Source organism: Nocardia terpenica (assembly GCF_013186535.1).
GTDB lineage: Bacteria > Actinomycetota > Actinomycetes > Mycobacteriales > Mycobacteriaceae > Nocardia > Nocardia terpenica.
This window is the reverse complement of the sequence record NZ_JABMCZ010000003.1, coordinates 145,654-166,732: the sequence shown is the minus strand read 5'-3', so window position 1 is coordinate 166,732 and position 21,079 is coordinate 145,654. Positions and strand designations below refer to the sequence as shown.

The window sequence follows — 21,079 nt, the reverse complement described above, 5'->3', positions numbered from 1 at the left end:
CCTACTCCTGGGTCTCGGTGGAATCGTCGGACTGCACGACGGCCAGCACGGCGCCGACGTCGACCTGCTGTCCCGCGGTCACATTCAGCTCGGCGAGCACGCCCGCGGCGGGAGCGGCGATGGTGTGCTCCATCTTCATCGCCTCCAGCCACAGGATGGGCTGGCCCGGCTCGACCCGGTCTCCCGCCGCCGCGCCCACCCGGATCACCGAGCCCGGCATGGGGGCCAACAGCGAGCCCTCGGCGACCTGATCGGCCGGGTCGGGGAAGCGGGGCAGGCGGCGGACGGCGACGGGGCCGAGCGGTGAATCCACGGTGACCAGATCGCCGTACCGGGCGACCTCGAAGGTTCGACGCACCGGGTTGACGCCGAAATCTCCGGGAACCAGCAGAGTAACGGAATCCGGTGTGGCTTCGACCAATTCGAGCCCATCGAACCCCTCGACCTCCAGCCCGCCCCGGGTGAGCCGATAACGCACCTCGTGCGTCCCGCTCGTCCGGCTCTCGTAGGACTTGGACTGCGGTTGCGACGGGAGATTGCGCCAGCCGCTGGGCAATCCACCGCCGACGCGCGCGGCCGCCCGATTGGCCGCGGCCTCGGCGAGCGCGGCGGCCACGATCGACAGCCGCTCGTCCGACTCGGAAACCAGTGGGGCCGAAAGGTTTTCCAGCCCGTGCGTGGCGAAGAACGCGGTATCGGTGTCACCGGCCAGGAACGCCGGGTGGCGCAGTATCCGGACCAGCAGATCGCGATTGGTGACCAGGCCGTGGATCCGGGCCCGCCGCAGGGCCGTGGCCAGCAGGCGCGCCGCCTCGTCGCGGGTGTCGGCGTAGGAGATGACCTTGGCCAGCATCGGGTCGTAGAACACCCCCACCACCGAACCGTCGACCACGCCCGAGTCCAGCCGGATTCCGGGCCGGTCGAGCACGGTGAAACCCGGTGCGCCGCCGCCGAAGTCGATGCGATGCACGACGCCGCTCTGCGGCTGCCAGTCGTGCGCGGGGTCCTCCGCGTACAATCGCACCTCGATCGAATGACCGTGCGACGGCGGCGGATCCGACGGCAGCCGGTATCCCTGCGCCACCTGTAGTTGCAGCCGGACCAGGTCCAGCCCGGTCGTGCACTCGGTGACCGGATGTTCCACCTGCAGGCGGGTGTTCATCTCCAGGAAGTAGAACTCGCCCTTGTCGTCGGCGAGGAATTCGACGGTGCCCGCGCCCTCGTAGGCGATGGCCTCGGCGGCCAGCCGGGCCGCGTCGAACAGCCGCCCACGCATGCCCTCGACGCGTTCCACCAGCGGAGAGGGGGCCTCCTCCAGCACCTTCTGGTGCCGCCGCTGGATCGAGCACTCGCGCTCGCCGACCGCCCACACGGTGCCGTGGGCGTCGGCCAGCACCTGCACCTCGATGTGGCGGCCGGTCTCCAGATAGCGCTCGCAGAAGACGGTCGGATCGCCGAAGGCCGACTCCGCCTCGCGCCGTGCGGCTTCCAGCTGCCCCGGCAGTTCGTCGAGCGAGCGCACCACCCGCATGCCGCGGCCGCCGCCGCCCGCCGACGCCTTGATCAGCACCGGCAGCAGCTCCGCGGTGACCTCGGCGGGATCGAGTTCGGCCAGCACCGGGACACCGGCGGCGTCCATCATCTTCTTGGACTCCACCTTGGAGCCCATCTGCTCGATGGCGGTGATCGGCGGCCCGATCCAGGTCAGGCCCGCCGCGATCACCGCGCGCGCGAAATCGGCGTTCTCCGAGAGGAATCCGTACCCGGGATGCACGGCGTCGGCCCCGGCGGCCAGGGCCGCCTCGACGATCAGCTCGCCGCGCAGATAGGTCTCGCCGGACGTGTTGCCGGGCAACCGAATCGCCGCGTCCGCCTCGGCCACGTGCGGGGCCGCGGCGTCGGCGTCGGAGTACACCGCGACGGTGCCGAGGCCGAGGCGACGGCAGGTGGCGAACACCCGGCGGGCGATCTCGCCACGATTGGCAACCAGAACAGTCGAAATATTCACGGCCGCCTCACATTCGGAAGACGCCGAAGCCCTCGGCGCCCTTGATCGGGGCATTGTGGATGGCCGACAACGCCATTCCCAACACCGTGCGGGTATCGCGGGGGTCGATGACGCCGTCGTCGTAGAGGCGCCCGGACATGAACATCGCCAGCGACTCGGCCTCGATCTGCGCCTCGATCATGGCGCGCATCCCGGCATCGGCCTCCTCGTCGAACGGCTGCCCCTTGGCCTCGGCGGCCGCCCGGCCCACGATCGAGATCACCCCGGCCAGCTGCGCGCCGCCCATCACCGCGGATTTCGCGCTGGGCCAGGCGAAGACGAAGCGCGGATCGTAGGCGCGCCCGCACATGCCGTAGTGGCCCGCGCCGTAGGAGGCGCCCATGAGCACCGAGATGTGCGGCACCGTGGAGTTGGAGACCGCGTTGATCATCATCGCGCCGTGCTTGATGATGCCCTTCTGCTCGTATTCCCTGCCGACCATGTAGCCGGTCGTGTTGTGCAGGAACAGCAATGGGGTGTTCGACCGATTGGCCAGCTGGATGAACTGGGTGGCCTTCTGCGACTCCTCGGAGAACAGCACGCCGCGGGCATTGGCGAGGATGCCGATCGGATAGCCGTGCAGCTCCGCCCATCCGGTGACCAGACTCGACCCGTACAGCGGCTTGAACTCGTCGAAGTCGGAGCCGTCGACGACGCGGGCGATCACCTCGCGCGGGTCGAAGGGGATCCTGAGGTCGGTCGGCACGATGCCGAGCAGCTCCTCCTGGTCGTACAGCGGCTCGATGACCTGGCTCGACGGGCGCGGGGCCGGGCCCTGCTTCTTCCAGTTCAGCCGCTTCACGATGGACCGGCCCAGGCGGATGGCGTCCGGCTCGTCCACGGCCAGATAGTCGGCCAGACCCGAAACGCGGGAATGCATGTCGGCCCCGCCGAGGGATTCGTCGTCGGACTCCTCGCCGGTCGCCATCTTCACCAACGGCGGGCCGCCCAGGAACACCTTGGAGCGCTCCTTGATCATGACCGTGTAGTCGGACATGCCGGGAATGTACGCGCCGCCCGCGGTGGAGTTGCCGAAAACCAGTGCGATGGTGGGTATTCCGGCCGCCGACAGCCGGGTCAGATCCCGGAACATGCGCCCGCCCGGCACGAACACTTCCTTCTGCGTCGGCAGATCCGCGCCGCCCGACTCCACCAGGCCGATGACCGGCAACCGGTTCTCCAGCGCGATATCGTTCATGCGCAGGTTCTTTCGCAGCGTCCACGGATTGGATGTGCCGCCGCGCACCGTCGGATCCGGTGCGACGATCATGCATTCAACGCCCTCGACGATGCCGATGCCCGCGATCACGCTCGCACCCACATGGAATTCGCTGCCCCAGGCCGCCAGCGGGGCCAGCTCCAGGAACGGGGAGTCCTCGTCGATGAGCAGTTCGATGCGCTCGCGCGCGGTCAGCTTGCCGCGTTTGCGATGCCGGGCCATCTTGTCCGGCCCGCCGCCCGCGATGTTCTTGGCGTATTCGCCCTCCACCTCGATGAGCTTGGTGGTCATGGCCTCGGCGGCGGCCCGATAGTCCGCCGACGTCGAATCCAGGGAAGTGCGCAGAATACTCAAGACTGGAACCCCAATCGCTTGGCCGCGAGGCTGGTCAGGATCTCGGTGGTGCCGCCGCCGATACCGAGGATGCGCACATCCCGATAGTGCCGCTCGACCTCGGACTCGCGCATGTAGCCGAGCCCGCCGAACAGCTGAACCGCTTGGTGCGCAACCCATTCGGCGGTCTCGACCGCGGTGTTCTTGGCGAAGCACACCTCGGCGATGAGATCGGTGTCGCCGTGGGCGGCGCGCTCCACCACGTGGCGGGTGTACACCCGCGCGACATCGATGCGACGCGCCATCTCCGCCAGGGTGTTCTGCACGGCCTGCCTGCCGATCAGCGGGCGGCCGAAGGTCTCCCGGTCCCGGCACCATTGCAGGGTCAGGTCCAGGCAGCGCTGCGCGTGCCCGTACGCCTGCGCGGCCAGGCCGACGCGCTCGCTCACGAATGCCTGTGCGATCTGGGCGAATCCGGAGTTCTCCGGCCCCACCAGATTCGAGACCGGCACGCGCACATCCACATACGACAGCTCGGCGGTGTCGGAGGCCAGCCAGCCCATCTTCTCCAGCTTGCGGCCGACCGTGAAACCGGGCGTGCCCTTCTCCACGACGAGCAGCGAAACACCCGCCGCGCCGGGGCCTCCCGTGCGCACCGCCGTCACCACGTAGTCGGCGCGCACACCCGAGGTGATGAAGGTCTTGGCGCCGTTGACGACGTATTCGTCGCCGTCGCGCACCGCGGTGGTGCGCAGGTGGCCCACGTCGGAACCGCCGCCCGGCTCGGTAATGGCCAGCGAACCGATCTTCTCCCCCGCCAGCGTCGGCCGCACCCAGCGCTCGATCTGCCCCCGATCGCCCGCGGCGATGAGGTGCGGCACCGCGATGCCACAGGTGAACAGCGAGGCGAACAGCCCACCCGAACACCCCGCGTAGTGCATCTCCTCGCACACCACGACCGCGTCGATGCCGTCGCCGCCGGAACCGCCCGCGGCCTCGGGGAACTGGATGCCCAGCAGGCCCAGCGCCCCGGCCTTCTTGTGCAGTTCGCGCGGGATCTCCCCGGCGCGTTCCCAGTCGTCCAGGAACGGCAGCACCTCGCGCTCGGCGAAACCGCGCACGGTGGCGCGCAATTCGCGCCGCTCGGGCGTCTCCCAGGGGTTCACATGACTCATGGCAGCAGCTCCACGGGAATATCGAGGTGACGGGACCGCAGCCATTCGCCGAGTCCCTTGGCCTGGGGGTCGAATCGGGCCTGATAGGCGACGCCCTGGCCGAGCAGCCCCTCGACGACGAAGTTGAGCGCCCGCAGATTCGGCAGCACGTGCCGGGTGATCGGCAGCGTCGCGGTCTCCGGCAGCAGCGCGCGCAACGCGTCGACGGTCAGGGTGTGGGCGAGCCAGCGCCACTGATCGTCGGTGCGCACCCAGACGCCGATATTGGCATTGCCGCCCTTGTCGCCGCTGCGGGCCAGGGCAATGGTCCCCAGCGGGACGCGGCGGGTTTCACCGCGCGGCAACGGGTCCGGCAGCGCGGGCGCGGCAACCTCGGCCAACTCGCGCGTGGTTGTGGTATGCGGGATGTCCACACGCGTGCCGTCGGGCAGGACGGCCCTGTGCGCAACCTCGGCCGCATCCACAGAGCCGGGTGTGAAAACCCCGTAAGGCGAACCGTTTCCGGGTGGGGAGGTCAGGGTGAACCCGGGGTAGCTCGCCAGCGCCAGTTCCACCGCTACATTCGAGAAGCCGCGGCCGACCCGATTCGGATCCGGATCGCGCACCACGCACCGCAGCAGCGCGCTGGCCTGTTCCTCGGTGTCGGCGTCGGGGCGATCCAGCCGCGCCAGGGTCCAGTCCAGTTCGGCGGGCCGCACCGGCAGCCACTTCTCCAGCTGCCGCTGCGCCAGGTGCGCCTTGGCCTCGATGTCGAGACCGGTGAGCACGAAGGACATCTCGTTGCGGAAGCCGCCGAGCGTATTGAGCGACACCTTCAGCGTCGGCGGCGGGGCCTCCCCCCGCACCCCGTCGATCAGCACCCGGTCCGGCCCGTCCGCGGTGAGCCGGATGCTGTCCAGCCGCGCGGTCGCGTCCGGTCCGGCGTAGCGCGCGCCCTGGATCTCGTACATGAGCTGGGCCTCGACGGTGTCGACGGTGACCACGCCGCCGGTGCCCGGATGCTTGGTGATGACGCTGCTGCCGTCGCGGCGGACCTCCGCGATCGGGAAGCCGGGCCGGTCCAGATCCTCGATCTCGGTGAAGAAGGCGAAATTGCCGCCGGTGGCCTGGGTGCCGCACTCGATCACGTGCCCGGCCACCACCGCGCCCGCCAGCGCGTCGAAATCCTCACGCGCCCAACCGAAATGCGCCGCGGCCGGGCCGACGACCAGCGCGGCGTCGGTGACCCGGCCGGTCACCACCACATCCGCGCCCGCCCGCAGGCACGCGGCGATTCCCCACGCGCCGAGGTAGGCATTGGCGGCCAGCGGCGACCCGAGCCCGAGTTCCCCGGCGCGCGCGAGCAGATCGTCGCCCTCGACGTGCGCGACCCTCGCCGCGACGCCGAGCCGGTCGGCCACCTCGCGCACCCGCCGCGCGAGCCCGGCCGGATTCAGCCCGCCCGCATTGACGACGATCTTCACCCCGCGCTCGAGCGCCAGGCCCAGACCGTCCTCCAGCTGGCGGACGAAGGTCTTGGCGTAGCCGAGGTCCGGGTCCTTCATCCGGTCGCGGCCGAGGATGAGCATGGTGAGTTCGGCGAGATAGTCGCCGGTGAGCACGTCGAGCTGCCCGCCCTCGAGCATCTCCCGCATCGCGCTCGCCCGGTCGCCGTAGAACCCCGAGCAGTTGCCGATCCGGAGTACCTCCGGGTCGGCGGCCAGACTGGTCATATCGCGCGCCGCCTCCTCGAGACCTGGCTCTGCGCAGCCGCTTCGCTGCATTCGCCTACAGGGTCACATCGGGCCACGAAAAAATCAAGCCTGCGTGCTTGTTAATTAGCATCATCGCAGGTGAACAGGGCTGCCGCAGGGTGCGGTACCCGCCGAAAACGCGACACGGCATGATGGGGCACGTGTCCCACTCCGTGATCGTGGTCTTCCTGTTCGCCCTCGCCGGTTTCCTCTTCGGCGGCGCCTACACCACGTGGAAGAACACCCGCTGGCTCGCGGTCGCCCTCGCCGTCTGCGGCGTGCTGGCGGCGGTCGGCGCGATCACCTGGATGATGGGCTGACTGCTACTCGCCGTCCAGGCGGAAAATTCGTAGGTCTTCCGGTACCCCGCTCAACGGGGCCGCGAAGAAGCTTCTGCGGTACGGCCGTGCGCTGCAACCCAATTCGGCCAGCGTCTCCGGCTGCAAGGCCAGCAGCGTGGGTTCGGACAGCATGGTGTTGCCGTTGCCGCCGGACTCCATGACGCGGGCGGCGATGGTCACGTCCACGCCCAGCCAGTCGCCGCCGAGTTCGCGCGGGCTGCCGGTGTGCAATCCCACCCGCATCTGCGGCTTGTAGCCCTGCACCTCGATGCGGGCCAGCCGCTGCTTGGCGGCCACCGCCGCCCGCACCGCGCCGTCGGGCGAGGCGAACACCGCCATCACCCCGTCGCCCATGCGCTTGACCACCTGGCCGCCGCGGTCGGCGATCGGCGGCTCGACGGCCTTGGCCACCCGCCGCAGCAGCTCCAGCGTCGCCTCGTCGCCCGCCGACAGCGACCAGCTCGAGAAGGCCACCAGATCGGTGAACATGACCGTCACCTGCTGACTGCCCTTGCCGCGGCCGACGCGCTCCATCATCGCCTGCCAGACCTGCAGGGCGCCCAGGCCGATCTCGCGCGCCGCGCTCGGCGAATCGCCCACCAGCTTGTCCGCCGCCCGCGCCACCGCGCGCGGGCCACCGGGACCCGACACCGACAGCGGGTCGCCGAAAGCCGGGTCGCCGGGCAGGTTTTCGCGCGCCCGGCGGATCACGCCGATCAGATCGGCCCGCTGATTCGCGGCGGCCATCAGGGCCGACAGCTGACCCGGCCGCAGCCGCCCGCTCGGGCGGCGGACGTCGCCGGACTCGGGCTCGCCCTCGGCGTCGACGGGAGTCAGCGGGATCACCACATCCGACCGGCTCGGCGAGTCGTCCGCGCCGGCCGGGCGACGCGCGTTCTCGCCGTCACCGGAGGGTGTTTCGCTCACGCCCAGAGCGTATCTCAGCCCGCGCTCACCGGGTGGTTCCGCAATGATCGCCACGTTGCACCTCTCAACCGGACGGAGCGGGCACATCGATGGGGCCGCCGATGGATAGCGCTGTGGTTGCTGGAGCGACTCTACCCACCACCTTTTCCCTGGGGAAGCGGTGTGAGTCACAGTTAACCGACCATTTCCGAATAGGATGTTTAGATCCCGAAAACGCACCGGCCCGATGCGAGGAGTTCGCATCGGGCCGGTGCTGTCACGTCGGCCGGGCAGTGGCCGGCGTGACCCCTGGGTGCTGCGGTCCCCCGACGGGACCGCGCCCCCGTCCCGGGCGGCGAGGGAATGCGCCCGGGAGCGGGCAGGTCTCACGCGTCGCGCTTGTTCACCACGTATACCGCGGCGCCGAAGACGACAGCGACGATGAAGGCGAAGTAGAGCAGTGCGCCCCACTGACCCCAGTGCCAGGGCTGGCCGCCGCCATCGGTGCTACCGATGAAGCGGCCCGCGTTCTGGAAGGGCAGGAACACCTGGATCTCGCGGCCCCACTTGCCGAATGCGCCGACGATGGGTTCCACGACCACCGGCCACACGATCAGCAGCGACAGCGCACCGGCCGACTGGCGGATGAGCGCGCCGACACCGACGGCCAGGAACACCACCAGCGCCACGAAGATCGGCACCGCGTAGAAGATGTGCAGGTTGTGATTCAGGCTCAGATAGCGGCCCTCGTCGGCGGAGAGGATGGCCTTCATCAGGAAGAAGCTGAGGAAGGTGAGCACCACCGACAGCACCGCCGCCGACGCCGCGATCAGACCGGCCTTGGCCACCAGCACGGTGGTGCGGTTCGGCACCGCCAGGAAGGTGGTCTTGATCGTCCCGAAGCGGTATTCGCTGGTGATGGCCAGCGTCGCCAGGATCATGATCAGGATGTAGCCGAAGCCCGGCATGCCCTGGGCCGCACCGGTGATGCCGATACCGGCCAGCGAGTTGTCCGCGTAGCCGCCCGCGCCGGTGCCGGGCTCGCCGCCCGCCTGACCGTTGTGCGCGTCGGCGCCCGCGTTGAGGATCAGGCTGAACAGCACGATGATGCCGAGCGCCGCCACCACGGTCAGCGCGGTGCACCACATCGGCGACTTGGTGGAGGTGAGCTTGATGCGTTCCGCTGCCAGCACGCCCATCAGAGCGCACCTCCCATCGACTGGTCCAGGCCCTCGGCGTGGTACTGCACCGCGCCTCCGGTCATGCGCATGAACGCCTCCTCGAGCGACGCCTGCATCGGGGCCAATTCGTAGAGTGTGATGCCGTTCTCACCGGCCACCTTGCCGACGGCATCGCTGGTCTCGCCGACCACGACCAGGGCCGGGCCGTCGTCCTCGCGCACCGTCATGCCGGCCGAGGTGAGCAGGCTGCGCAGCTGGTCCAGCTGCGGGCTGCGGACCCGGATGGTCGACTCGGAGGCGCGGTCGATGAAGTCCTTGGTGCCGGTGTCGGCGATCAGCTTGCCGCGGCCGATCACGACCAGATGGTCGGCCGTCTGCGCCATTTCCGACAGCAGGTGGCTGGAGACCAGCACGGTGCGGCCCTCGGCGGCCAGGCGCTGCATGAACCGGCGGATCCACAGGATGCCCTCCGGGTCGAGGCCGTTGACCGGCTCGTCGAACAGCAGCACCGGCGGGTCGCCGAGCAGCGCGCCGGCCAGGCCGAGCCGCTGCGACATGCCCAGGGAGAAGCCGCCCGCCTTCTTGTCGGCCACCTCGGCGAGGCCGACCAGGCGCAGCACCTCCTCCACCCGGGACAGGGGTAGATCGTTGGCCGCCGCCATCCAGCGCAGATGCGAACGCGCGGAGCGATTGGGGTGCACCCACTTCGCGTCCAGCAGCGAACCGACCGTGTGCAGCGGACGATCCAGCCGCGTGTACGGCTGACCCTCGATCAGCGCCGTACCGGCGGTGGGCCGATCCAGGCCCAGGATCATGCGCATGGTGGTCGACTTACCGGCGCCGTTCGGGCCGAGAAAGCCGGTCACCTGCCCCGGCTGGACCGTGAACGACAGATTGTCGACCGCGACGGTCTGGCCGAAGCGCTTGGTCAAACCCTTCACTTCGATCATGCCGACAAGTCTTGCCGATGATCGCCGCACGCACTATCGCTCACAGGTCGCGTGTCCGGTCATCCTCGAGGATGACCGAAACCCGGAGTCGGACCTGGGAATCCCCTGATCGAGGGAGGTATCAGCGCGCCGGGGAGGACGCCTGGGCCCAGAACCGCTTGGGAATCCGGCCCGCCCGGCGAGCCAGATAACCGGCCTTGACCGCATCGGCCATGGCGGCGGCCATCAGCTCCGGGCGGCGGGCCCGGGTGACCGCGGTGGCCAGCAGCACCGCGTCGCAGCCCAGCTCCATGGCGAGGGCGGCGTCGCTGGCGGTGCCGATGCCCGCGTCGAGGATCACCGGCACCCCGGCGGCGGCGACGATCATCTCGATATTGTGCGCGTTGCCGATGCCCAGGCCGGTGCCGATGGGCGCGCCCAGCGGCATCACCGCGGCGCAACCGGCGTCCTCGAGCCGCCGGGCCAGCACCGGATCGTCGGTGGTGTAGGGCAGCACCGTGAAGCCGTCGTCGACCAATTGCTCTGCGGCGCCGACCAGTTCGATGGCGTCGGGGAGCAGGGTGCGCTCGTCGGCGACGACCTCCAGCTTGACCCAGTCGGTCTCGAGCGCCTCGCGGGCCAGCTGCGCGGTGAGCACCGCCTCCGCGGCCGTGCGGCAGCCCGCGGTGTTCGGCAGCGGCTCGATGTCCAAGCGGCGCAGCAGATCCAGCACGCCGGTGCCGCCGAGCGCGTCGACCCGGCGCATCGCGACGGTAGTCAGCGCGGTGCCGGAGGCGATCAGCGCCTCCTCGAGCACGGCCAGATTGTCCGCGCCGCCGGTGCCCATGATCAGGCGCGAGCCGAATTCCCGGTCGGCGATCCGCAGCGGTTCCACCAGCGTCGCCGACATCGGTTCCATGACTGTCATCGCATTACCCTCCCTGTACCGCGGTCAGTACTTCGATCTCCCAGCCGCGACCGACCCGCTCGTCCCAGCGCGACCTGGGGAACACCGCGCCGTCGACCGCCACCGCGACGCCCCGGCAGGGCAGTCCCAGGCGCTCGAGCACCTCGCGCAGGGTCGGCGGCTCGGCGAACTCGTGGTCCCGGCCGTTCACGGTCACTCCCACGGGTATCGTGGCCGTCACAGCGCACCTCCTGAAGTCGTTGCGGCGGTGACTCTTTCGCTGGTCACCCGGCCGCGGATGGTCGAGAAACGATGGGGGTCGGCGGCTTTCGCCTCGGCGAGCGGCTCGCCCGCCAGCACACCCAGCACCGCGTCGGCGGTGAGTGGGATGTCCAGAATTCCGTTGCGGCCGTGGCCGGTTGCCACGACGATCCGCTCGTCGAGCGGTCCGATCAGCGGGAGATTGTCGGGGGTGCCGGGGCGGGAGCCCGCATTCGCCTCGGCCAGTTCGTATTCGCCCAGCGCGGGCAGGATCGCCTCGGCGTCGGCGATCAGGTCGCGGACCCCGGCGACGGTGACGGCGGTATCGAAACCGGCCTCCAATTGCGTTGCGCCGACCACGATTCCGTCGGCGCGGGGAACCATGTACAGCTCGCGGCCGTGCACCCGGGCGCGGACCACGTGTTCGGGGACGGGCGGCACACCGGGGCGGTGCCGCAGCCGCAGGATCTCGCCCTTCACCGGGCGCACCGGCAGCTCCGGGCGCAGCAGCGCGGAGGCGGCGCCGGCGGCCAGCACGATCCGGTCGTGCGGCAGCTCGCCGAGATCGGCGACCGCTTCGGCGCGCACCCGCACCCCGGCCGCGGCGCAGCAGCGGCGCAGGGCGTCGAGCACCAGCCGATTGTCCACGGCCGCTTCGGTTACCGAGAGCAGCCCGACGCGCACGGTGCGGGCCAGATTCGGTTGCACCTCGCGCACGCCCGCCCGGTCCAGCAGCCGCAGGTCGTACCCACGCTCGCCGACGAATTCGGCGACGGTGCGCAGGTCGGCCGCGTCGGCGGCGTCCAGGGCCACGGTCAGGGTTCGTTCGGCGACGAAGACCGATATTCCGGTCGCCGCCGCGAGCCGGGCGGCGAATCCGGGCCAGCGGGCCAGGGAGGCCGCGCCGAATTCCAGGGGTTCGTGTTCTCCGGGCCAGCCCTCCGACAGCGGGGCGAGCATTCCGCCCGCGACCCAGGAGGCTCCCCGCCCGACGGCGGGATCGATGACGGTGACCGACCAGCCCGCCTCGGCGGCGCGCCACGCCACCGCCAGTCCGATCACACCCCCACCCACGACGGCCAGACTTCGCATACCTTCCACCTCGCTCGGTTCCCGACCGGGAACCGCCGAATTGCCTCTCCGCGCGGCCGCCTTCGCGCCGGAGATGTCCACTTGTTTCGCTTACCAACGATAGCGCGGCTACCGATCAGAAGATGACCCGCTCCCCAGTGGCCGACTGGTGCATGGCGCATACAAGCTGGTAAAGAGGATTTTTCCTCCGTTTCGGGCAGCCTGCCAGGCGATGCCGCGGGACGCCGGATCGATGCGTCCACACCCTCGGAACCCCAGTATGGGAAAAATTGGGAATAGCGCCCCGCGTACCTACAGCCGCCACGCTCCCGTCAATGCAGTAGCCGGTGGTTAGCAGCTCCCCCGCCGCCCTCGCCGCACTTCCCTGACGCTCAACCTGGACACTAGTCAGCTATCGCTCTACCTGCGTAGATGTCGATCCAGCCGAAATAGCGCACCTTGACGGACGTTGCAGATACGCGGCAAACTCGCGATTGCACTACCGATCGCGCCGAGGCTCATCCACTCGAAAGCGAAGTGCCACAACAAAATGCCCTCCGCTGGACTGGTCCTCCAGCGAAGGGCTTGAACCGAGAAGAATGGAGCTTCCCGGCATGACAATCATGTCACAGTCACCCTTGCTCGCCGACGCCCCGTCGTCCATCGCCGACTTGGTGAAGCGCATCAACGACGACGCTGACGCCAGTGTCTCGGCCCGGCTTGGCCAGGCTGCCGCGAACCTGGCAGACCAGCGCATCATGCTCGCTGAGGAGCTTTGCGCGCGTCAACTTTCCATCGCCACCATCGCCGCCCGCACGGCCGCCGAAGCGGCTGGAGAGGCGAGTAGGACCAAGGCCCAGATCGCCCGCGCGGACGCCGAGGCGCAGCGCTGGGAGGCGAAGGCCCTTGCTGACGAGAAGCGCATCACCAGCCCGTACGGCAAGGTCGCCCTGGCGAAGAAGATCTCGACCCGCATCGACTATGCGCTATACGGCATGGTCGCTGTCGGCATCGGTATCTCGGCCCTCAACATCCAGCGGACCGTCACGACCCACGGGACCGCCGACCCGCTCACCTGGCTCGCCTTCGGTATGGAGGCAATGGTGACCGTGCCGATCGTCGTGACCATGGTCGTCGCGTCCCTAGGCATGCGCCTCGGCAAGTCGTTCAACCGCAAGCCGTTCGCCATCATCGAGGCCCTGCTGCTCGTCGCGGCCGTGGCGCTGAACGTTCTCCCCCACGCCTTGGCCGGTGACCTGCTAGCGGCGATTCAGTTCGGTTCCGTACCCGCGCTCTTGGCCGTCTCCGTAGCCCTGCATGGCTTCGTGTCCTCGCTGCTGTCCACGTGGACTCGCGAGGCGGCAGTGGAAGCCAGCCGGGAGCGCGAGATCACCCAACTCTCCGAGGCACTTGCCGCTTAGCTGCGCCCGGCCGGTAGCCCCAGCACCACAACTGAACAAGTAACTGTGGCCGCTGTCGGCGGGCGTGTGCCGCTAGAGTCGGTGGATGCCGGGGTGGTCTCCAGTTCACCTCGGACCATCACCGGAGGGCGCGCTGCAAGACAGAGTGCAGGGCGCTGTTCCCCTGGAGGCATACCCGGCCTCCAGTACTTCGGCGGTAGGTATCTGAACTATGTCTCGATCAGCATACGAAGACAGGGAACGCGACGCCGGGGACCGAAGTCCCCGGCGTACCCCCCGCTCGACCGGTCTCCACCTCTCACCGGACATCGTGGTAGGTCCGGCCGAAACCGTGACCCAGCTTGTCCGGTTCAAAGGTGACTCGCCCGTTGTGAGGATCGTCGGATAATGCGGGAGGCGAGTAGGGCTGGCAGGAGGTATCGGGATGGTTGGCCCAGCCGAGGGTAGTCCCGAAATGGCGTTGCGGTCGGTGCTGGCACCGTTTGCTCGTGATGCTGCGCGGGATGGCGATTGTTTGCGTTGTGCGTCCGCAGTGACGGATGCGGCTGTCCAGGAGGGATTTTCAGCACGGACGGTGACCGTCGCCGGTTGGATGGATCACGAGGAGCGCATTCTGGGGTACCTGCATCACGTAACCGTGTGCGGCGGCGAGTGGGTGCTCGACGGAACAGCGAGGCAGTTCGGAAAGGTCTTCCCGGCTGCCTGGGTCGCACCGACGCGTGAGTATCTGGACGCTCTGGCAGGGGCTACCCGGGTGGAATACGCCACGTTCCTCGACCACAGCCCGTTCCAGGGCTGAGGATCGCATGTCGGCCGTGGGCGTAACCAACCGATTTGCAGCAATATAGGACGTCCGTACGGCCCGGCCAGTCCGACGTACAGGCACCGTCAGAGCGCGGTGAGAATCCTGATGTCATCCCATGATCCGGAATTGCTGAAAAGCCTACGGGACGCGCAAGCGCCTGCCATCGGATTAGTTCCCGGAGCCTGGCCGAGTAGGCTGGTCATCAGTTCAATCTTGTTATTGATCTCTAGCCAAGCACCTTCACCGTTGGCGCAGAACGCAATACGGTCACCGTCAGCGATCGGGACTGAAGCAGAAATGTAGTCGGTGAAGATCGGGCTCGCTAAACCTCCAGTGAATAGCGAGATGTATGCCTTATCGGAAAAGACGTTCACGGCGAGGCCGGAATTTCCATCGGCTGTGGTGCGGAGGACTAGACTCACAGCGGCCGAGCTGCTGGGGTAGCGGACCGTGCCCTCGACCCTCTGTGCGCCGTGTGCGACTCCGGTGTCGCGGACGATTCCTCGGGAGCCGTCAGCCGTTCCTGTCGAAGACCATCGGCCAAAAACGATACCAGCATTCGTGCCGTATTGGGTCCATCCGTTGCCAACCGGACCGTTTTGGCGTTCGAAGTCGTCATAAATGACTTCGCGATGCCATGTGATACCGGTCTGGATATCGGCCGGTCGGTCGAAAAGTATGAAATTCTTGAGGTAGGCGGGGGCGCTGGTCTGGTTCAAGAAGTTGAGACCGCGCCGGTTGGGTCCTGCCGCGTACTGCGACGGCAACCAGAACGTGAACCGTACAACATCGTTGATGAAGACCCGGAGATATCTGTCGCGCTCTATCCAGATTCTCACCCGATACCAGACCTTGTTCATCATCTGCGAGAGGTTGGGGGACTGCCACAGTGTTTCGATTTCAGCCAGCGAGTGATAGACGATGATGCGGAGATTCTGGGTGATCGATGCCGCATTCCGCCAGACGGCGAGGATGGGAACTTCGGTAAGGTCTGTGAAACCTACCTTTGCCCAGGATGAAGAGATCGCCATGCCGAAGAATTGGCTTTGGATGATGTTGCCGTCGATATTCAGGTCGAACTCGCAACCCCAGTTCTGCGTATACGGCATCTGTTCGTAGGAGACTCCGCCGACCTGAAACGGAGTCTCCAAGTAGTCGGAGATGACAACCTGGTTGTTGATCAGATTGACCGTGCGATTCATGTTTGTTTTTCGCCACGGCTTTTGTATCGGCGTCTCGTCCGGCCGGGCGTGCTCGTCGTCCAGGTCGCGCCAACCAGCCCAAGCCCAGGGAAGATTACGACGCAGGAGGAAGCTCATCGTCCGGGTCCTTGTCTGGGATGGGGCCGGAGATTGTGCTGTCCGGAGAGTCGATGATGAACGCTCGCATCTTTTCCAGCAGATCACGGTTACCGCGCAGTTTTCGCCAATCGTCAGCTGACAGGTGCGGGCGTAGCGAATCGGGATCGGAGTTGAACTTGGCAATCGCCTTGTCGATCACCCGCACCGCTTCGGCCGCGGGGGTGATGTCGAATAGGGAATCCAGAGAGTCGCGTTCGAACGCGGCGCACCATAGCGCCTCTTGGTGCGGGTAGAGGCTTGTGATGCTGACGTTCGTGGCCTCGTTTTTGATGCATTCAAAGATCTTCACTTCTCACGCCTCGGTAATAGATCCGAAAACAAGTATCTGAAGGACAGTCGGGGCCGTGGAGCCGGGCACGGCTGCGACGTTCCAAAATACTCGCTCTTTATCCGCTACTGGGATATCCACTTGGGCACTCCACCGCGTCACGTTCGCTCCGAGCTTCGCCGTGTGCACCACGGTCGCTGTCGTGCCATTGGCGTCCCACTTCTTCGTTTCGATCGTGACCCCGTTGGGCTGTGTCAGCAACGCGATGTGAATATCGGTAATTCTGCGCATCTTGCCCAGCGGCACATTCTGGGCGAGACCGATCAGCAACTCATTCACGCCTAACAAAACCTCGGCGCTCGCGACCACACATTCAGCCTCCCAATAGGAGGCGTCAACGTAGGCAACGTCTGCTTTCCGTTCCGCCGACGCGGCAGTGTTCGCCGCTGCCTGCGCCGTCGTGAGCGCTTTGTCAGCGGAGCCGCTGGCTGACACGGCGACGGTGTAGGTGTGGGCGATTTTCTCGTTGTACTGGGTGTGGTGGGCGTCTTGGCTGTTGCCGAAGCTGACCTTGACGCCGTTGGTCATGGCGGCCTTGGCGGACTGCTCGGTGATGTCCTGGCCGAAGCGCGATCCGATGACGAAGGCACCGTCCGGCGGCTTCTGATTGGGCATCGTCATCGGATGCGCGGCTCCTATTCAATTGGGCGGTTGACGGTTCAAGTCAGCCGGGTTAGAGGTCGTCGGCAATCTCGGGCGGCACCGGGGGAAGCGGGTCCGGGCACAACTTGAGCAGTCGCCGAGCGTAGTCGATGAGGAGTCGGTATTTGCGGTCGCTGACCCGTAGTTCGGCTTCGAGGTGGCCGACCCGTTCGCGGAGTTCGCGCAGCTCGTCACGCAGTGGTTGCAGCACGGCGTTGAAGTCGGAGCGCTGGCTCTCCAGGGTCGGCACCCTCGATCCGAAATAGGTGATCAAGGCGACCGCGATAGCCGAGATGAAGGTGGCGGCGGTCGCCAAGATCGCGGGCAACAACGGCTATCCCCTATGGTCCTTGGGTCCGTGGCTCACGTTCGACACAGCGACGGAGGCGGCACCGATGCCCAGGACGGCCTCGGCGACGTTGAGGATCGGGTCCACGTAGTCGGGGGTGATCACGTGCAGTGCGGCCAGCAATGGCAGCACGGCAATCACGATCTTGTAGACATATGAGCGGGTTTCCGGGGTGAAAGTGAGCATGGCTTTCCTCGTCCTATTCAGTTGTGTACCGAGCGGTTAGGTGGTTTCGGTGGTCTTCGGGTCGTGGCAGCCGCCAACGCCGAGTTTTTCGCCGATCGCCGCCAGGGTGTCGACGACGGTGCGGTTGCCGAGCTGTGGCCAGCCGGGGAAGCCTGCGCCGCGAGCGGTGCCGAGGCCGCCGAGCTGGTCCAGGATCTGTGTGACGTGCAGATCGGTGTAGCGGAGGATGTCTTCACGCGAGACTCGGTCCCCGGTGAGGTTTTCGACCTGCGCGCCCCAGCCATCACAAGTACCCATGTCGGTGTTCCCATCTTCAGTTGTCGGTCGCCGGTCGATGATCGCCTGAACATCGCGGCGGAATGCGTTCATGTCGATCCCAGCGGGGTCGATCTTGCCTTCGGAGCTGTACTCCTTGTGTCCGGCGCAGTCGTCGGCATTGCGGCCGATGCGGCGCAGGATCGCGGCCACGCCGCGCTGGTAGGCGTCGAGCTGCACAGCAGGCCACGGCTGGCCCACACCGTTGTTCACAGCCTCGATGCCGATCGTGTGGAAGTTCGCGTTGTTGGTCGGCCAGTCCGACCAGCTACCACGCCCGGCGTGCCAGCAGACACCGGCCGCGATCACGCGGAAGGTGCCGTCACGCTCCAGAACCAGCTGTGCGAGAGGGCCTTCCAGGTCGGGGCGGCCGTACTGCACGATCTTCCAATCGTTCGTGCCGCCCCCGGCGGTGTGGTGACAGAGGACGCCACGCAGATCACCGAAGTCGCCGTGGCCGCGGTCTCGCCAGCCGTCATGCTCGATCACGTTCAGTCCTTCGGCTCGCAGCACATCCGCCAGCCAGACCGGATCACCAGACCACCCCATGGCAACACCTCATCACTATTCCGTTGCTTTTCGACGCCGCTCCAGAGTGGGCGACGGATCTGGATACGATTGTTGACGAGGTTTGCCGGGCGCGAAAGATGATCAGTCGGTTACCACGTAGGCGACATCGCGTGGCGGTTCCGGGTCGTTGACGACACCCATGTCCTTGAGCTGTCCGACGATGACTTCCAGCTCCTGTGGGGTGTATTCCCGCATGTTGGGGATTACAGGAATCGGTGGGGCCGGGTCATCGATGCTTCCGTAATGGCCGCTCGGGTTGAAGGCGTCGCGAGGACCCCGAAATGGTGCGATGAACTTCTTCACTGCCAAGTCCTGATGGACCCGCACTCCTAGCTCGTGCTGGTGGACCGCGAATGTTTCCGCCAGTGCTGGCGCAATAACCATCGGCGCGCCAGCCACTCCCGGTACGTTCCAGAAGGTTTCCTTCAACGCCTCGATCTCAGCCTGCTTGACCGCATCCTCGTCATTTTCACTGCTCACAGCATCCCCAAATCATGCAATGCACCCAATATTTCCTGCAATCTCTTGAAAGCTTGGATAACCGGGTCCGCGGGCTCACGGTGGCCGAGCGTGATCTTCCACGTCGCCGCCTTCTCCCGGCTCCATTCCAAACCTACCTCGGTAACCTGATCGACAAAGATCTTTCCGATCCGCATGCCCCGGACGGTCGTGCCGACTCGATCGCCGATGTAGAAATGCCCGAGCCCCCGTTGGCCGATCTTGTATGGCGCACCATCGACCACCGTGAGTTCGTGACCTATTTTCCGCTCAGTACTGAAGGCTCCCAGCCGCTGGGAAATCAGATAGCCGAGGGTGTAGGCACGGTCCGCGCCCTCCTGAAACTGCTCCCTGAAGTGATTTCGACCGAGCCGGGCCGCGCGCCCGGGAATCTTCGTCGCACCGAAAGCCATGAGCGTGTCGCTGTATATCGGCTTCAATACTGCGTCCGCCACGCCGCCAAGTGGCGGGGTGAATGGAATCATGGCGGTGAGGTCGCCTACCATTTGGACCGTCTGACTGATGATTTCGTTGACGAACGGCATACTGTGACCGCCCGCAACAATCTGCACCGCCGTTGCTGGTTTCATGGAGAATTCGGACGTTGCAATCGCCGTGTGAACGCCGTCTCGATAGGTCACCCAGGGAGCGCGGGGCATGGTTCCCTGCCAGTTGGGATCGCTGTATTCGGCGGGGAAATCGGGGTCTTTGATGATGTCGACGCCCTCGGTCATACCGTCGTTGCCGACCGTGGTCTTCTGCCGGATCAGACCACCGAACAAATCGCCACCCATACTGGTTTCGCCGAAGCGGTTTCCCTTGTCCTCCAAGTCGATGACAAGGCATCCATGGCGGAGGTTCGCGCCCGGCCAGGGCGGTTCATCGCCCTCCAGGAAGCGGCGGAACGTCCATGTCAGTTGCGCATCCTCGCAGACCGATTTAGTCGCCTCATGCACGGATTTCATGCGGGCGTGGACCAGGGATAACGGCGACGTGTCGTTGCCTATTGCGTCGGGCTTGACGACCATCCACCACGTGTCAGGCCCACCGATCGGCCACTGAGCAGGGTCTAAGGGGTCGTCGGGCAGCTGCCAGAAATGTCCCTCGACACGCATTACGTTCAGCAGGGCTGTCAATTTGCATACGAAACGAGCAGGCCCGAACGCGAGCCATAATCGGGGAAATTGCACCTCCGGACCGAGAAACGGATTGGGGAAAACAATCAGCTTCTTTAACTCTTCGAAATCATGCTTGAACGCAATTCGTAAATGGTCCGAGCCGTCTTCCATCTTTACTACGGCGAACTCGTCCATGCGTCCGCTCCACCTGACCCCGTCCTTTTCCACGGTGCAGTGGATTACCTCGGTGCGGTTTTCGAAATCGATGATCCATTCACTGATGTAGTAGTCGAGAGGGAGCGTGAACACGGCGGTTCCGGTCTCGTTGTTCTTCTCGACAACGTTCGCGGTAATGATGCGTTCGACGCGTCCGCGCAGATCCCAGTTGCCGTCCCAGAAACGCACCAAGGGAGGTGTCAATCGGGCCTGTCGTTCGACAGCTCGGGCCGTCATGAATTCAGCGAATGCGGCGTCGAAATCGATCGTTGCGACGCTCATTGCAGGCCCCAGGGCCGTGACCACGTTCGCGCGGCGCGCACCTGGATACCGACACCGGCGGCCGATTCGGACACCGACACCGGTAGCTTCGTCGGTGGCGTCCACGCAGGCACCGGATATACGAAGGTGACGCCGTTCATGAGGCTCCACACCTGCGTGCCCGACGGGTCGCGCAGTTGCTCCTCGAATGGGTCGGTATCGACGAGAAACGTCTGACCATCGTTTTGTTTCGGGAGCGAGATCCGGCGATTCGCGTCGAGCGTTCCCCGGCGGAATCGTTCATCGGCCCACGAGAAGTCGGGAAGTATCCAGCGGCCCGGCCCCTGGCAAACCCATTTCAACCAGATCTCCTGGTCGGTCGGGTTGGCGACCGTGACGAACCCGCTGTCGCTCGGGCCGCTGGAAACGAAGGTGTCGGTGGCGTCGGCTTCGAACCACCACGGCGTCGACGCCACGCACGTCATGACGACCTTTTCGATCTTCGTCAGATGCGGGTCGTGCTCGGGGTGAAACTGCGGCTGCTCCGACATCCGCAGCCGCAGGAATCGCGTGGAATCCTCGGTGGTGATCCACAGCTTCGATTCCTTGCTGTAGCTCCACGCCTTCCGCCACGCCGAGTCGTTCTCCTGCCAGGAGCGCGACGGCGTATTCCCGATGTGGACGCCGAAAACAACGTCTCGGCTCAACCAGCGAGTCGCCTGATAGTCGCTACCGATCTGCGTGGCATGGGCCTGGTACAGCGTCTTGACCGGGGCGTCGTAAATGCCTTGGACATCAGTTCCCAGCCAGACGCCTTGCTCGCCCATTCGCGGCCCGGCGATGCGGAACCAGCTGCCGTCGCAGCCCTCCAGCTCCACGATTGCTCGTGACATGGTCTTTCCCTAT

22 protein-coding genes are annotated in these 21,079 nt (G+C 66.4%); 3 read left to right on the top strand and 19 right to left on the bottom strand.

Annotated features, from left to right (window positions below; genetic code table 11):
* Window position 1 precedes the first annotated feature (1 nt).
* The 4 genes from HPY32_RS22045 to HPY32_RS22030 are packed head-to-tail and all read right to left on the bottom strand — an operon-like array spanning window position 2 to window position 6,486.
* Window positions 2-2,062, bottom strand: coding sequence for an acetyl/propionyl/methylcrotonyl-CoA carboxylase subunit alpha (locus HPY32_RS22045; RefSeq protein WP_171983017.1), 2,061 nt, complete (start codon window positions 2,060-2,062; stop codon window positions 2-4).
* Entirely contained in the window at window positions 2,016-3,620 is a 1,605-nt protein-coding gene (locus tag HPY32_RS22040) for an acyl-CoA carboxylase subunit beta (RefSeq protein WP_067595119.1), read from the bottom strand. Before HPY32_RS22040 ends, HPY32_RS22045 begins: the two co-directional genes overlap by 47 nt.
* Complete coding sequence (locus tag HPY32_RS22035) at window positions 3,617-4,765, bottom strand: acyl-CoA dehydrogenase family protein (RefSeq protein ID WP_067595122.1); 1,149 nt, start codon at window positions 4,763-4,765, stop codon at window positions 3,617-3,619. The genes HPY32_RS22040 and HPY32_RS22035 overlap by 4 nt, the downstream gene beginning before the upstream one ends.
* A gap of 5 nt (window positions 4,766-4,770) precedes the next feature.
* A complete protein-coding gene (locus HPY32_RS22030) occupies window positions 4,771-6,486 on the bottom strand; it encodes an acyclic terpene utilization AtuA family protein (protein ID WP_067595125.1) in 1,716 nt (571 codons plus the stop codon).
* Between the two features lie 173 nt (window positions 6,487-6,659).
* Between HPY32_RS22030 and HPY32_RS22025 the strand changes: the two genes are divergently transcribed.
* Window positions 6,660-6,827: a CG2302 family histidine operon protein gene (locus tag HPY32_RS22025; protein WP_507236518.1), complete on the top strand. Its 168-nt coding sequence runs from the start codon at window positions 6,660-6,662 to the stop codon at window positions 6,825-6,827.
* A gap of 3 nt (window positions 6,828-6,830) precedes the next feature.
* On the opposite strand, the gene HPY32_RS22020 is transcribed toward HPY32_RS22025, so the two are convergent.
* The 6 genes from HPY32_RS22020 to thiO all read right to left on the bottom strand — a co-directional run bounded on the left by HPY32_RS22020 (window position 6,831) and on the right by thiO (window position 12,124).
* On the bottom strand, window positions 6,831-7,775 hold the full coding sequence (locus HPY32_RS22020; protein ID WP_373686656.1) for an adenylate/guanylate cyclase domain-containing protein: 945 nt from the start codon (window positions 7,773-7,775) through the stop codon (window positions 6,831-6,833).
* 365 nt (window positions 7,776-8,140) lie between these two features.
* Window positions 8,141-8,953, bottom strand: a complete 813-nt coding sequence (locus HPY32_RS22015) for an ABC transporter permease (RefSeq protein WP_067595128.1) — start codon at window positions 8,951-8,953, stop codon at window positions 8,141-8,143.
* Complete coding sequence (locus HPY32_RS22010) at window positions 8,953-9,885, bottom strand: ABC transporter ATP-binding protein (protein WP_067595131.1); 933 nt, start codon at window positions 9,883-9,885, stop codon at window positions 8,953-8,955. Before HPY32_RS22010 ends, HPY32_RS22015 begins: the two co-directional genes overlap by 1 nt.
* 121 nt (window positions 9,886-10,006) lie before the next feature.
* Entirely contained in the window at window positions 10,007-10,774 is a 768-nt protein-coding gene (locus HPY32_RS22005; protein WP_067596271.1) for a thiazole synthase, read from the bottom strand.
* Window positions 10,775-10,796: 22 nt separating this feature from the next.
* A complete protein-coding gene (gene thiS, locus HPY32_RS22000; RefSeq protein WP_067595134.1) occupies window positions 10,797-11,012 on the bottom strand; it encodes a sulfur carrier protein ThiS in 216 nt (71 codons plus the stop codon).
* Window positions 11,009-12,124, bottom strand: a complete 1,116-nt coding sequence (gene thiO, locus HPY32_RS21995) for a glycine oxidase ThiO (protein WP_067596272.1) — start codon at window positions 12,122-12,124, stop codon at window positions 11,009-11,011. Before thiO ends, thiS begins: the two co-directional genes overlap by 4 nt.
* Window positions 12,125-12,717: 593 nt before the next feature.
* Between thiO and HPY32_RS21990 the strand changes: the two genes are divergently transcribed.
* Both HPY32_RS21990 and HPY32_RS21985 read left to right on the top strand, forming a co-directional pair.
* Window positions 12,718-13,524 carry a hypothetical protein gene (locus HPY32_RS21990; protein ID WP_156674765.1) on the top strand — a complete coding sequence of 269 codons (807 nt, stop codon included), beginning with the start codon at window positions 12,718-12,720 and terminating at the stop codon, window positions 13,522-13,524.
* 574 nt (window positions 13,525-14,098) lie between these two features.
* A complete protein-coding gene (locus HPY32_RS21985; RefSeq protein WP_156674766.1) occupies window positions 14,099-14,323 on the top strand; it encodes a hypothetical protein in 225 nt (74 codons plus the stop codon).
* A gap of 89 nt (window positions 14,324-14,412) precedes the next feature.
* Here the strand turns inward: HPY32_RS21985 and HPY32_RS21980 are convergent, their stop codons facing one another.
* The 9 genes from HPY32_RS21980 to HPY32_RS21940 form a co-directional block, all read right to left on the bottom strand.
* Window positions 14,413-15,648 carry a hypothetical protein gene (locus tag HPY32_RS21980; protein WP_156674767.1) on the bottom strand — a complete coding sequence of 412 codons (1,236 nt, stop codon included), beginning with the start codon at window positions 15,646-15,648 and terminating at the stop codon, window positions 14,413-14,415.
* Window positions 15,626-15,979, bottom strand: coding sequence for a hypothetical protein (locus tag HPY32_RS21975; RefSeq protein ID WP_067595146.1), 354 nt, complete (start codon window positions 15,977-15,979; stop codon window positions 15,626-15,628). Before HPY32_RS21975 ends, HPY32_RS21980 begins: the two co-directional genes overlap by 23 nt.
* Before the next feature lie 3 nt (window positions 15,980-15,982).
* Complete coding sequence (locus HPY32_RS21970) at window positions 15,983-16,639, bottom strand: hypothetical protein (RefSeq protein ID WP_067595149.1); 657 nt, start codon at window positions 16,637-16,639, stop codon at window positions 15,983-15,985.
* Window positions 16,640-16,691: 52 nt separating this feature from the next.
* Entirely contained in the window at window positions 16,692-16,988 is a 297-nt protein-coding gene (locus HPY32_RS21965) for a hypothetical protein (RefSeq protein WP_156674769.1), read from the bottom strand.
* Window positions 16,989-16,994: 6 nt separating this feature from the next.
* Window positions 16,995-17,195 carry a hypothetical protein gene (locus tag HPY32_RS21960; protein WP_067595153.1) on the bottom strand — a complete coding sequence of 67 codons (201 nt, stop codon included), beginning with the start codon at window positions 17,193-17,195 and terminating at the stop codon, window positions 16,995-16,997.
* 36 nt (window positions 17,196-17,231) lie between these two features.
* The gene (locus tag HPY32_RS21955; protein ID WP_082871780.1) at window positions 17,232-18,059 is read right to left on the bottom strand and encodes a peptidoglycan recognition protein family protein; all 828 of its coding nucleotides are present in this window, start codon (window positions 18,057-18,059) and stop codon (window positions 17,232-17,234) included.
* 102 nt (window positions 18,060-18,161) lie between these two features.
* A complete protein-coding gene (locus tag HPY32_RS21950) occupies window positions 18,162-18,560 on the bottom strand; it encodes a phage gene 29 protein family protein (protein WP_082871781.1) in 399 nt (132 codons plus the stop codon).
* A complete protein-coding gene (locus HPY32_RS21945) occupies window positions 18,557-20,299 on the bottom strand; it encodes a Gp37-like protein (RefSeq protein WP_231951901.1) in 1,743 nt (580 codons plus the stop codon). The genes HPY32_RS21950 and HPY32_RS21945 overlap by 4 nt, the downstream gene beginning before the upstream one ends.
* On the bottom strand, window positions 20,191-21,066 hold the full coding sequence (locus HPY32_RS21940; protein ID WP_067595155.1) for a hypothetical protein: 876 nt from the start codon (window positions 21,064-21,066) through the stop codon (window positions 20,191-20,193). Before HPY32_RS21940 ends, HPY32_RS21945 begins: the two co-directional genes overlap by 109 nt.
* Window positions 21,067-21,079: the final 13 nt, after the last annotated feature.

Excerpts from the sequence above, each read along its gene's own strand:
- HPY32_RS22045 (WP_171983017.1), bottom strand. The coding sequence starts at position 2,062 with ATGCCCCGATCAAGGGCGCCGAGGGCTTCGGCGTCTTCCGAATGTGAG.
- HPY32_RS22030 (WP_067595125.1), bottom strand. The coding sequence starts at position 6,486 with ATGACCAGTCTGGCCGCCGACCCGGAGGTACTCCGGATCGGCAACTGC.
- HPY32_RS22025 (WP_507236518.1), top strand. The coding sequence starts at position 6,660 with ATGGGGCACGTGTCCCACTCCGTGATCGTGGTCTTCCTGTTCGCCCTC.
- HPY32_RS22015 (WP_067595128.1), bottom strand. The coding sequence starts at position 8,953 with ATGGGCGTGCTGGCAGCGGAACGCATCAAGCTCACCTCCACCAAGTCG.
- HPY32_RS22010 (WP_067595131.1), bottom strand. The coding sequence starts at position 9,885 with ATGATCGAAGTGAAGGGTTTGACCAAGCGCTTCGGCCAGACCGTCGCG.
- HPY32_RS22005 (WP_067596271.1), bottom strand. The coding sequence starts at position 10,774 with ATGTCGGCGACGCTGGTGGAACCGCTGCGGATCGCCGACCGGGAATTC.
- thiO (WP_067596272.1), bottom strand. The coding sequence starts at position 12,124 with ATGCGAAGTCTGGCCGTCGTGGGTGGGGGTGTGATCGGACTGGCGGTG.
- HPY32_RS21990 (WP_156674765.1), top strand. The coding sequence starts at position 12,718 with ATGACAATCATGTCACAGTCACCCTTGCTCGCCGACGCCCCGTCGTCC.
- HPY32_RS21980 (WP_156674767.1), bottom strand. The coding sequence starts at position 15,648 with ATGAGCTTCCTCCTGCGTCGTAATCTTCCCTGGGCTTGGGCTGGTTGG.
- HPY32_RS21970 (WP_067595149.1), bottom strand. The coding sequence starts at position 16,639 with ATGACGATGCCCAATCAGAAGCCGCCGGACGGTGCCTTCGTCATCGGA.
- HPY32_RS21960 (WP_067595153.1), bottom strand. The coding sequence starts at position 17,195 with ATGCTCACTTTCACCCCGGAAACCCGCTCATATGTCTACAAGATCGTG.
- HPY32_RS21955 (WP_082871780.1), bottom strand. The coding sequence starts at position 18,059 with ATGGGGTGGTCTGGTGATCCGGTCTGGCTGGCGGATGTGCTGCGAGCC.
- HPY32_RS21940 (WP_067595155.1), bottom strand. The coding sequence starts at position 21,066 with ATGTCACGAGCAATCGTGGAGCTGGAGGGCTGCGACGGCAGCTGGTTC.